This window comes from Pedobacter roseus (genome assembly GCF_014395225.1).
GTDB lineage: Bacteria > Bacteroidota > Bacteroidia > Sphingobacteriales > Sphingobacteriaceae > Pedobacter > Pedobacter roseus.
In genome coordinates this window covers 4805755-4817968 of the sequence record NZ_CP060723.1, presented here as the reverse complement: position 1 = coordinate 4817968, position 12214 = coordinate 4805755, and the positions used below count along the sequence as shown (strand labels likewise).

The window sequence follows — 12214 nt, the reverse complement described above, 5'->3', positions numbered from 1 at the left end:
CCTTAAGTATGAAACTTTTCACTTCCGTACACGATGTTCCAAGCATCAAACAATTTGTAAATGATGCACTTGCGTTAAAAGCAGATCCTTATGCACACCAGGATTTAGGTAAAAACAAAACACTGGGGTTGGTTTTCATGAATCCAAGTTTACGTACCCGCTTAAGTACGCAGAAAGCGGCCTTAAATTTAGGAATGAATGTAATGGTGATGAACATGGATAAAGAAGGCTGGGCTTTGGAAACACAGGATGGTGTGGTAATGAATGGTTCAACCGTTGAGCATATCCGTGAAGCGGCAGCTGTAATGGGACAGTACTGCGATATCCTGGGTTTACGTTCCTTTCCAAAGTTGAACAACCGAGAAGAGGATTACAGCGAAGATTTCTTCAATAAATTCGTAAAATACTGTGCCGTGCCCGTAGTGAGTTTAGAGAGTGCAACGCGCCACCCTTTGCAAAGTTTTGCCGATATTATTACCATACACGAAACCTGGACGAAAAAACCTGATGGACGCAAACCAAAAGTAGTTTTAGCTTGGGCACCGCATGTTAAGGCTTTGCCACAAGCAGTACCAAATTCGTTTGCAGAATGGATGTGTAAAGCTCAGGCTGAAGGTATGATCGATTTTACCATTGCCCAACCAGAAGGATATGAACTTTCTGAAGATTTTACTCCAAAGGCCGATATTCAATATAATTTAGAGGAAGCTTTGGCCGGAGCGGATTATGTGTATGTGAAAAACTGGAGCAGTTATAAAGAATACGGTAAAGTATTAACTTACCCGGACGGTTGGATGATGAATAACGAAAAGTTGAAATTTACCAACGATGCAAAAGTAATGCACTGTTTACCAGTTCGCCGTGATTTGGAATTATCATCTGAAATTTTGGATGGACCAAACTCATTGGTTATCCATGAGGCAGGAAATCGATTGTGGGCTGCACAGGCTGTTATAAAAGCGATACTGGAAGAATTGTAATTATGACTAACTAGAATGAATAAGTCAATAAAAAGTATAACATCAGATTTTGAGCAGATTACTTTGCTTATTACTGAAGCTCGGAATAGGGTTTACAGTAAAGCAAATGCAGAATTAGTAATGTTATATTTTAATATTGGCCAAATTGTTTCCGAAAAGGTTGCCAATGGCAGATGGGGCGATGGAACTGTTAATGATTTAGCAAACTATATCGTAGAAAAACAACCTCTGTTAAAGGGATTTAACCGTCGTGGACTTTATAGAATGAAACAATTTTATGAAGTTTATAGTGATAAGGAAATTGTGACAACATTGCTGACACAATTTCAAGATGCTGATAATGAGTTTGATAAATTTGTGACAACAGTGTTGACACAAATACCGTGGTCTTCTCATTTACATATTTTAAAAAAGACCAAAACTATAGAGGAAAAGCTATTTTATATCCATACTTCTATTAAAGAGAAATTATCGGTAAGAGAACTTGAGCGTCAGTTAAATTCAGCCACTTTTGAACGGACCCTGCTTAGTGATAAATTTGGACACGCAATAGCTAAACAATTGCCCCAGGGAATTTTTAAGGATCTTTATATTTTTGAATTTTTGGCTTTACCCGAGATCCATTCAGAAGATGATCTGCAGAACGCACTAATTAAAAACCTACAAAGTTTCATATTAGAGATGGGAAAGGGTTTTACTTATATGGGGAGTGAATACAGGTTGCAGGTAGGAAATAAAGACTATTATACAGATTTATTGTTTTATCACCGCGATTTGCAGTGTATGGTTTTTGTTTGAATTGAAGATAGAAGAATTTCAACCGGAATTTTTGGGAAAATTAAATTTCTATCTCGAAGCCTTGGACAGGGATGTTAAACGGCCGCATGAAAATCCAAGTATTGGTGTTTTATTGTGCAAAGGCAAAGATGTTGAAGTTGTGGAATACGCGCTAGCTAGAAATTTGTCACCGGCTTTAATTGCAGATTATGAAACTAAACTCATTGATAAAAAGTTGCTTGTAGAAAAACTACACCAGCTTTCAGAAATTTTCTATAAAAATGAAGAATAAACAACTCACTATCATAAAAATCGGCGGAAACGTAATCGATAATTCAGAAAACCTGCATCAGTTTTTATTGGATTTTACGGCTTTGCCCGGAGATAAAATTCTGGTGCATGGTGGAGGTAAAATTGCAACTGAATTGGGTGAATCGTTAGGTATTGAAGCCAAAATGGTTGAGGGGAGAAGAATCACCGATATCGAAACATTGCGGATTGTGACCATGGTTTATGCAGGTTTGATCAATAAAAATATGGTTGCCCAACTACAGGCCAAAGGTAGCAATGCCATTGGGTTAAGTGGTGCTGATGGGAATGTGATCAAAGCAAAAAAACGACCGGTTAGCACTAAAACTTATGGGCCGGAAGCTGGTCCTATGGCTGGAGCTGTAATTGATTATGGCTTTGTTGGTGACTTGGATGAAAATTCTGTTTCTTCTTCAACTTTAGATAGCCTGTTAAAGGCTGGGTTGGTTCCTGTTTTATGTGCAATTACACATGATGGTAATACACAACTTTTAAATACCAATGCTGATACCATTGCTTCTTCTGTTGCAGTGGCAATGTCGGGTTTATATGAAACGCATTTGGTATATTGCTTCGAGAAAAAAGGTGTACTTAAAGATGTAAATGATAATACTTCTGTAGTTCGAGAAATCAAAGCAGATGAGTTTGAAGGTTTAAAAGCTGACGGAACGGTGCAAGGCGGAATGATACCTAAATTACACAACGCTTTCGAAGCCATTAAAAAGGGAGTTTCGGCTGTATATATTGGTAAAGCAGATGAACTTGCTGAGCTTGCTAATGGTACCTTTGGGACCAAAATGCTGAAATAAAGGTAGAGGGAAAAGAGGTAGAAGGCAGGAAGGTTGAAGGTGTAAGGTTTTGGCGAGGCGCACAAACTCATTGCTTAAAAATTTTAACCACCAAGACACTAAGTGGCTTTATAATTCTTTGTGGTTTTCGATTTCTGGTGGTAGATTATTTAGACATTTAGAGGGGAAAAGAAACCGATTAACCACTGCTTTTGCAAACTAAACCTGATAGTAATGGAAAGCTCCCGATTTTTCATCGGGACTTGTAATGAATAGCAGGACTGAAACATCAATAGCATTACTGAAATTGCTTTTCAAATAAAAATATAAATCTGTGTAATCAACCCGCAGAAAAAATTAGTAATCATGTCAAAAAAAATAGCCATCATTGGTACCGGAAATATCGGATTATCTTTAGCAAAAGGTTTGGTGAAGGCCGACTTTGCCCAAGCAGCCGACATTACGCTTACCCGAAGAAATATCGACCACTTAAAATCTTTTGCAGAAGCTGGTTTTAATATAAGCAATAACAATAAACAAACCGTTGTAGATGCCGATGTTGTGATTTTAGCTGTTCTACCGCAGCAATTAAATACGGTTCTTGATGAAATTAACGCTTCGATAGATGCTACAAAACATTTGGTCATTTCGGTAATTTCGGGTGTAAGCTGCGCTGCGGTGAGAGAAAAATTAGGCGAAAATGTTGAAGTGATCCGGGTAATGCCAAATACGGCAATTGCCATCGGCCAATCCATGACCTGTATGGCCAGCGATAATGCCTCAGCAGAAAATATTGCAAGTGTGACTAAAATGTTCGAAACCGTAGGTTCAGTTGTGAAAATTAATGAAGATTTAATGACTTCTGCAACAGCGCTTTGTGCCTGTGGTATTGCATTCTTTTTAAGGGCAATTAGGGCTGCATCGCAAGGTGGTGTAGAAATTGGCTTTCATGCTGATGAAGCTTTAAAAATGGCAGTTCAAACGGCTAAGGGAGCGGCAGATTTACTTTTATTGCACGGAACACACCCAGAATCAGAAATAGATAAGGTAACTTCGCCGAAAGGTTGTACCATTGCCGGCTTAAACGAAATGGAACACAATGGTTTTAGTTCTTCATTAATAAAGGGTATTAAACTTTCAGCTTTAAAAGCGGGGAATTTGTATACCAAAGAGAGCTAAGGCTTAATTTAAAATGGTTAAGGTAATATGGAAGATTTACCTAGCCAATATTTAAAGGGATTGAAAGTTAAAAGACAGTATGTTTAGACTCAATGTCTTGATACTTGATCCCAACTACTTGATACTATGTTACTAGAAAATATACAAAAAGAAAGTCTGGATTTATTGCTGCAGCTAATTCGCATCCAGTCTTTTAGTAAAGAAGAAGACCGGACGGCAAATTTAATTGCGCAGTTTCTGGAAGAGAGAGGAGTTAAGATCCAGCGTAAAATGAATAACGTTTGGGCTTACAACAAATATTTTGATTCGGCTAAACCAACATTGCTTCTAAATTCACATCATGATACGGTAAAGCCTAATTCTGGTTATACCCGTGATCCTTATGACGCTGCAATTGAAGGTGACAAATTATTCGGTTTAGGCAGTAATGATGCAGGGGGATGTCTGGTTTCGCTAATTGGTACGTTTTTATATTACTACGAACAGGAAAATTTAAAATATAACATCTGCCTGGCCGCAACTGCTGAGGAAGAAATTTCGGGCAATAACGGTTTGGAACTGGTTCTTCCAGATTTAGGCGAATTGGAATTCGGGATTGTAGGAGAGCCGACAGAAATGAATTTAGCCATTGCCGAACGTGGTTTGTTGGTGTTAGATTGCGTATCACACGGTAAAGCTGGTCATGCCGCCCGCGAAGAAGGAGAGAATGCCATTTATAAAGCTTTAAAAGACATTGAGTGGTTTAGGAATTATCAGTTCCCTAAAGTATCGGATGTTTTCGGCCCGTTGAAAATGACCGTTACGATTATCAATGCAGGTTCGCAACACAATGTTGTGCCGGCAAATTGTACTTTCACAGTTGATGTACGTGTAACCGATGCTTATACCAATGAAGAAGTTTTAGAAATCATCAGGGCAAATGTTGACTGTGATGTTACCCCACGTTCTATTCGTTTAAAACCATCATCAATTGATAAAAACCATCCGGTTGTTCAGGCTGGGGTTGCATTGGGAAGGACCACTTATGGCTCGCCAACTACATCCGATCAGGCTTTGTTGGATATTCCTTCAGTAAAATGTGGCCCTGGTTTTTCTGGTCGCTCACACATGGCTGACGAATTTTTATACGTGCATGAGGTTGCAGAAGGTGTAGCAGGATACGTAAACATGCTGAAACCCGTAATCAACGGTAAATAATTTTATAATACATCAAATATTCATGAAAAAAACGCTCATCATTTTATCTCTGTTTTTATTCTTTAAAACTTCAAAAGCCCAGGATTCAAGTGTTGAAAAATCAGTTTTTGGAGCTCAGGTTGGGTTTTTGGGTGTATGGGTACATAATGAGTCAAGATTATCGAACCAGATTGCCTTAAGAGCTGAACTTGGTTTTGATAGCGGAATATGGGGCGGTTCTTTTTATGATAAAACAGGTTATGTTTTTACACCGGTAATTACTGCCGAACCGAGATGGTATTATAACTTGAACAAAAGAAAATCAAAATCGAAAAGAATTGATGGCAATAGCGGCAATTTCCTTTCGTTAAAAACAAGTTATCATCCTGATTGGTTTGTGATCTCAAATTACAAAAATATCAGTATCGTAAGTGATTTATCGATTGTGCCCACCTGGGGAATGAGGCGGAACATTGGTAAACATATTAATTATGAAACCGGTATTGGTTTAGGTTACAGAAGGATTTTTGCAAAAAGTGCTGGTTACCTAAAAGATGAAAATGATTTGGCATTAAACCTACATTTGCGGATAGGTTATCGCTTTTAAAATAACAAAAATGGCGTTTCAGATGTGAAACGCCATTTTTGTTAATATGTTTTTAATTAATTCTCTTCGCCGCCATCAAAAGCCCTTGCTTCTAAGTGTTTTTCCATATCTAACCGGTTTACACCTTTACTCCACCATTCAGGAGCAGATTTCCCTTTAAGCATATAATCGAAATACTCCATCATCCGTACGGCATAATCTTTACGGTTTGGTAATTTTGCAATCCCGTGGTTTTCGCCACGATAGGTAATCATCACTACGGGTTTGTTTAGTCTTCTTAAACCGTTATAATATTCAATACCCTGAGTAAAATCTACAGCCCCATCTTTATCATTGTGTAAAAGCAATAAAGGCGTTTGTACTTTTTTGATATGATATACCGGCGAATTGCGTGCGAAAGCATCCCAGTTATCCCAATAACCAGGCGTTAACCTACCTTGGCTGGCTTCGAAAATGGCTTGGTTTGTACCACCGCTATTCCAGTAAATTAAGCTGTACATGCTTATCATATTGGTTAATGGCGCACCAGCTGCTGCAGCTTTAAAGATGTTGGTCTGCGTAATTAAAAACGAAGTTTGATAACCGCCCCAGGAGTGACCATGGATGGCGACATTTTTTTCATCTACAATTCCGGTAGCAATGGCTGCCTTTACTGCAGGCACCACACAGGCCACTGCCGACATACCCGGATCATTCAGTTTATATTTAATATCTGGCATTAAAACCGCATATCCATTGCTGGTGTACATTGCTTTGTTAAAACCTCCACCAGGAAATGTAGGCATGGTATAGGTATTCAGATCATCGGTTAATCTTTCATAAATATAAGTGATGGTAGGATAAGCTTTTCCGGGAACATAATTGGCAGGTAAATAAATGGCCGCTTGTAAACTGTCGCCATTTGCACTCACATAGTCAATCAACTTTACACCTGAAGACCATGCATATTTAGCCTGATCTGGAGTGTTCGTAGTTATTTTTTTTGCAGCACTTAAATCACCCGTTGTACTTACATAATAATCTGGCGATTGCTGAAAATTACTTTTGGTATAAGTAAAAATTTTAGCTTGTTCGGCTTTTGCAAAACTTTGATAAGCATTGTCATCCAGGAACAAAATGTTGATTTTAGATTTACCCGCAGGTAAAATCCCAATGCCATTTTTCTTGGTTTTAGTATTGAATATCGCAAAATACTGGTCTTTGCTTAAATTAACACCTTTCTCGTCTGCATCTACACGGAAACGGCTTGCCACCTCGGTTTTCTTGCTTTTCCAATTATCAGATAATGGAGTAACACTATTTCCGTCAGCAGAAATTTTCCATAAATCATAATTGTCTTTAATCAATGCATATTTAGAATCGGCCGACCAGCCTAAATTTTCAGTAGCTGGTTTTATTACATTATGGTCATCTAATTCATCAACAAATGAAGACTTGATTTTGCCTGTAAGATTGGAAATTTTTCCAGTTTCCAGATTGATACCATAAAATACACCGTCTACATAATAGCTGGCTAAAGTTCCGTTTGGTGCAATTACCAGTCTTCCACCATTAGAAGCGTACATTTTTTCAAATAGTAATTTCTTCCCAAAGGTTTTAAGATTGATCACATAAACATCCACATAACTTTGTCCATCTAAATTCCCCATTAATTCATATTTCGAATTATCGTATGCAATGGCGTATAAACTTTTCGGGTTTACATTAACCGAGCGCATATTACTATCCGCAAGCTGAATGAATTTTTTATCCGCTATACGGTAAGCACTTAAATAACTAAAGTTTTTATCACGCGTTTCCTGTGTTTGTTGGGCCGATTGCAATCTCTTATCCTGCCAGTTCCAGATAATCATATCAGGCTTTTCGATATCATCCTTTTTAACCTCTGTTTTCGACTTGCTTAGGGTATCGGTTTTCTTATCGTCTTTTTTCTCCTCTTTTTTTTCTTCTTTTTTGGTAAGCGTATTAACGCCAAGAAACAAAACGGTTTGATCATCAGACCAAAATGGTACAGCATTAGCGTTTATGCCCATATTTGCAGGGAATATTTTATCGTCGATACCATTATAGATTACTTTGTTAGTTAAATCTCCGTTGATTTTGTTGAAACCAAGCATGCTGTAAACGTCATCTTTATATTTGTCGTTTTTATTGGCTTTAAGTAAGGCAAATGCGGTTCCTTGTTCATTCCACCCAAGTTTCTGATAAACCGCTTTATCATTATCGAGTGCGGTGGTAATACCTGTTTTCATGTCGCGTAAAAAAATACCGTTCCCATTTTGACCGGCAGCATCGATAACATAAGCAAACTGGCTTCCTGTTTTGTTAAATGCAAATTCTGAAACGTTACCAAGGTTGTAGCTTTTTTTGGTGATAAGGTTATAAAGCAATACATCGGTACCTTTTGGGGCATCTTTCTCTTTAGAAGCATTTTCTGCCGGTGCAAATTGTATGGCAATCCACTCAGGTGATTTTTCAGAAAAACTAAAACTTTTTACCTTTTCGAAAGTCGTCTGTTTATTATCACTCAATGAAACAAGCAAAAGCTTGTCATAAACAGGTTTATTTGTTTTTTTTGCCACTTTGGCTTCGCTATCCTTAAGCGCAACCTTAAAAGCAGCAAATTTTGAATCGTTTGAAAATGAGATGCTGTTGGCCATTGCTCCAATTGGGTAGCTCCGACTTAAAGTATCGTTGGTTTTTCTGATTGTCATTTTTAAATCTCCTTCAACCGGTCCGCTAGCTAGTGCGATCCATTCGCCATTAGGTGATAAAGTAGCAGGTCTGTTAAAGGTCCATTTAGAAACATCTTTCCAGCCTAATGCTGGTTTTTCCTGTGCCTGTAGGTGGTGTATAACAAGCAATAAAAAAACGGTGGAGAACAGTTTTAGGGATTTCATAATAAGTTTAAGTTTATACGAAAATAAGCTTTTAAACCAAGAATTAGGAGAAGCCACATAAATTTGAGTTTATTGACCTTTAAATGTGAGTTACAAACCAATCTCATTCCTAATTCTAATCTATTTATTGTACTTTTGCGGGTATTTCGACTGCTTTCATGCAGGTATAAAATAGAGCAATCATAAGAATGAAAATCTGGCAAAAAAATATAGATGTAAATCAGTTTGTAGAAAGTTTTACGGTAGGTAAAGACCGCGAATTGGATCTGCAAATGGCAAAATTCGATGTATTGGGTTCATTAGCACATACCCAAATGTTAGAAACCATCAATCTTCTAACTACTGATGAATTGAAAACGGTTCAGCAAGAACTGAAAAACATTTACAATGAAATTGAAGCTGGAAATTTCACCATCGAAGATACGGTAGAAGATGTACACTCGCAGGTAGAATGGTTGCTTACCCAACGCATTGGTGAGGCGGGCAAAAAAATCCATAGTGGCAGGTCGCGCAATGACCAGGTTTTAGTCGATTTAAAATTATTCTTCAGGGCTTGCATTGAAGATATGGTTAACCAAACTTCAACTTTGTTTAACCAGTTAATTGAACTGAGCAATGCACATAAAGACAAATTAATGCCAGGTTACACACATCTGCAGATTGCCATGCCATCGTCATTTGGTTTATGGTTTGGCGCTTATGCCGAAAGTCTTGCCGATGATATGGAGCTGATGCTTGCTGCATGGAAAATTACCAATAAAAATCCATTGGGTTCTGCTGCGGGTTATGGCTCGTCATTTCCTTTAAACAGAACTTTAACAACCGAATTATTGGGTTTTGAAAGTTTAAACTACAATGTGGTTTATGCACAGATGGGCCGTGGCAAAACCGAAAGAATTTTGGCTCAGGCCATGAGCGCAGTTGCGGCAACTTTGGCTAAAATGGCAATGGATGTATGTTTGTTCATCAACCAGAATTTTGGTTTTATCAGTTTTCCGCCAGAACTCACTACAGGTTCGAGCATTATGCCGCACAAAAAAAATCCGGATGTTTTCGAACTGATCCGTTCCCGTTGTAATAAAATCCAGGCTTTACCAAATGAAATAGCGATGATGATTACCAATTTACCGTCAGGTTATCACCGCGATTTACAGTTGCTTAAAGAAAATCTTTTCCCGGCGATTAATTCTTTAAACGAATGTTTGGAAATAGCTACTTTCATGTTTCAGAACATCACCATTAAAGATGATATTTTGAAAGATAAAAAATACGACTACCTGTTTAGCGTTGAAGTAGTAAACGATTTGGCGTTGCAAGGTGTTCCATTTAGAGAGGCTTATAAAATTGTTGGCGAACAGATAGAAAATGGTACTTTTACTCCATCTGGCCAGATACATCATACACACGAAGGAAGCATTGGCAACCTTTGTAATGAGCAGATTAGTGAAGCAATGCAAAATGTGCTGTCGCAGTTTGGCTTTGGGAAAGTGAATAAAGCAATTGAAAATCTGGTTAAATAAATTTTGCTAAATTTGTAATTATGACAACTTTAACAATAGAAATTAAGGATAAAGACGCAGGTTTTGTAAAAGAATTCCTTAGCAAAATTGGTGCAAAAGTTAAATCTGAGCCAACAAGTCAGATAACCTCTGAAATTGCTCAAGCCTTAAAAGAAATTAAGGAAATGCAGCAAGGGAAACGGAAGCCTTTAAGTTTAAAAGATATTTAATGGCCAATGAAGTTATTTATTCAGATGTTTTTATTAGAAAAGCCAAAGTCTACAAAAAGAAATATCTTTCTTTAGTTGAAGATCTCTATGAACTTGAAGAGAAACTTCTCGAGAATCCGCAACAGGGTAATGATCTAGGTGCAGGCCTCTATAAAATTAGACTAGCAATAAAGAGCAAGGGTAAAGGCAAAAGTGGTGGATTTAGAATAATAACTTATCTGGTTTCAAATATGCAAGATGGTGTAGTTATCAATATGCTAACCTTATATGATAAATCGGAAGAGAGTAGTATCGATAAAAAAGAACTTCAAAAAATAATTAAAGCATTATAAATCTGCTAAAAGCAGTTTCAATATATATATATGAAAGTTTCAGTATTGGCCAGTTCATTAATTGGCTCAGAAATTATAAAAATTGGTAACGAGGTTAACGAAATGAAACGCAAAGGCGCTTCAATCGCCAACTTAACCATCGGCGATTTTGATGCAAATATTTACCCGATTCCAACCGAATTAAAAGCGGGAATTGTTGATGCATACAATGCCAATCAAACTAACTACCCACCAGCTGATGGTGTTTTGCCATTACGCGAAACGGTTTCAGAATTATTGAAAGACAGATTCGGATTAGAATATAATACCAACAGTATTTTAGTCTCTGGGGGGTCGCGTCCATTGATTTATGCTACTTACCTGGCTTTGATTGATCCGGGAGATACTGTAGTTTTTCCTGCTCCATCATGGAATAATAACCACTATTCACATTTAACTTCGGCTAAAACCATTGCCGTAGAAACCGATGCTGAGCATAATTTTATGCCAACAGCTGCGCAACTGAAACCGCATTTAAAAGGTGCAACTTTATTGGCTTTATGTTCGCCGTTAAATCCAACCGGAACCATGTTCGATGCAGATTCGCTTGCTGAAATCTGTGATGCAGTTTTAGAAGAAAATGCTTCCCGTGGTGCAGATGAAAAACCATTGTACATGATGTATGATCAGATTTATTCGCTTTTAACTTTTGGTAAAGAGCACGTAAATCCGGTTTCTTTACGTCCGGAAATGAGGCCATTTACCGTTTTTGTAGATGGTAGTTCGAAATGTTTAGCGGCAACGGGTGTGCGTGTAGGATGGGGTTTCGGTCCTGAAGATATCATCAACAGGATGAAGGCATTGGTTGGCCACATGGGGGCCTGGGCACCAAAAGCCGAGCAGGTTGCCATGTCAAACTATTTTAACGATAAAACACAGGTTGATACTTTCTTAACCAGCTTTAAAGGTCAGATTCAGGATAGTTTAAATGCGCTTTATAATGGTTTTAACGAGCTAAAAGCAGAAGGATTTAATGTTGATGCGGTGGAGCCAATGGGCGCCATTTATTTAACCATTAAAATCAATTATATTGGAAAAACAACTGAAGATGGTCAAATTTTAAAGGATAGTGCAGATGTAAATTTCTACCTGATTAAAGAAGCAGGTGCAGCATTAGTGCCATTCTCAGCTTTTGGAAATGAAGATAGCATGCCTTGGTTCAGGGCGTCAGTAGGTGCTTGTACTTTACAGGATATTAAAGACATGTTGCCGAGAATTAAAACGGCATTGAGTAAGTTAAAATAAAATTATAAATAGATAGGAAAACCTCTTCAATTAGTTTTGAAGAGGTTTTTTTAGTTAGATCGTCATTTCGAGCGGACCCGATAGCTATCGGGTGCAACGCAGTCGAGAAATCTGGTGTAGATCTCTCCATTTCGCTATGTTTCAGTCGAGATG

12 protein-coding genes are annotated in these 12214 nt (G+C 37.8%); 11 read left to right on the top strand and 1 reads right to left on the bottom strand.

From position 1 onward, the window contains the following. Positions 1-8: 8 nt before the first annotated feature. The 7 genes from H9L23_RS19745 to H9L23_RS19720 all read left to right on the top strand — a co-directional run bounded on the left by H9L23_RS19745 (position 9) and on the right by H9L23_RS19720 (position 5816). Entirely contained in the window at positions 9-980 is a 972-nt protein-coding gene (locus H9L23_RS19745) for a Rossmann-fold NAD(P)-binding domain-containing protein (RefSeq protein ID WP_187591950.1), read from the top strand. 15 nt (positions 981-995) lie between these two features. Beyond that, positions 996-1778, top strand: a complete 783-nt coding sequence (locus H9L23_RS19740; protein WP_246474747.1) for a PDDEXK nuclease domain-containing protein — start codon at positions 996-998, stop codon at positions 1776-1778. 1 nt (position 1779) lies between these two features. After that, positions 1780-2049: a PDDEXK nuclease domain-containing protein gene (locus H9L23_RS26715; RefSeq protein WP_246474746.1), complete on the top strand. Its 270-nt coding sequence runs from the start codon at positions 1780-1782 to the stop codon at positions 2047-2049. Then, positions 2039-2875 (top strand): acetylglutamate kinase, encoded by an 837-nt coding sequence (argB, locus tag H9L23_RS19735; protein WP_187591949.1) that lies wholly within the window; start codon positions 2039-2041, stop codon positions 2873-2875. The genes H9L23_RS26715 and argB overlap by 11 nt, the downstream gene beginning before the upstream one ends. Before the next feature lie 345 nt (positions 2876-3220). Beyond that, complete coding sequence (gene proC / locus H9L23_RS19730) at positions 3221-4033, top strand: pyrroline-5-carboxylate reductase (protein ID WP_187591948.1); 813 nt, start codon at positions 3221-3223, stop codon at positions 4031-4033. Between the two features lie 126 nt (positions 4034-4159). Then, positions 4160-5230 carry a M20 family metallo-hydrolase gene (locus tag H9L23_RS19725; protein ID WP_187591947.1) on the top strand — a complete coding sequence of 357 codons (1071 nt, stop codon included), beginning with the start codon at positions 4160-4162 and terminating at the stop codon, positions 5228-5230. Positions 5231-5252: 22 nt separating this feature from the next. Next, complete coding sequence (locus tag H9L23_RS19720; protein WP_187591946.1) at positions 5253-5816, top strand: hypothetical protein; 564 nt, start codon at positions 5253-5255, stop codon at positions 5814-5816. Positions 5817-5872: 56 nt separating this feature from the next. Here H9L23_RS19720 and H9L23_RS19715 read toward each other — a convergent pair whose 3' ends face one another. After that, complete coding sequence (locus H9L23_RS19715) at positions 5873-8716, bottom strand: alpha/beta hydrolase family protein (RefSeq protein ID WP_187591945.1); 2844 nt, start codon at positions 8714-8716, stop codon at positions 5873-5875. 188 nt (positions 8717-8904) lie between these two features. Here H9L23_RS19715 and argH point away from each other — a divergent pair, with 188 nt between their 5' ends. The 4 genes from argH to H9L23_RS19695 are packed head-to-tail and all read left to right on the top strand — an operon-like array spanning position 8905 to position 12061. Continuing rightward, a complete protein-coding gene (argH, locus tag H9L23_RS19710) occupies positions 8905-10236 on the top strand; it encodes an argininosuccinate lyase (RefSeq protein WP_187591944.1) in 1332 nt (443 codons plus the stop codon). Positions 10237-10256: 20 nt separating this feature from the next. After that, positions 10257-10445, top strand: coding sequence for a hypothetical protein (locus tag H9L23_RS19705; RefSeq protein ID WP_057931806.1), 189 nt, complete (start codon positions 10257-10259; stop codon positions 10443-10445). Continuing rightward, positions 10445-10777: a type II toxin-antitoxin system RelE/ParE family toxin gene (locus H9L23_RS19700; RefSeq protein WP_187591943.1), complete on the top strand. Its 333-nt coding sequence runs from the start codon at positions 10445-10447 to the stop codon at positions 10775-10777. Before H9L23_RS19705 ends, H9L23_RS19700 begins: the two co-directional genes overlap by 1 nt. Before the next feature lie 30 nt (positions 10778-10807). After that, positions 10808-12061 carry a pyridoxal phosphate-dependent aminotransferase gene (locus tag H9L23_RS19695; protein WP_187591942.1) on the top strand — a complete coding sequence of 418 codons (1254 nt, stop codon included), beginning with the start codon at positions 10808-10810 and terminating at the stop codon, positions 12059-12061. Positions 12062-12214: the final 153 nt, after the last annotated feature.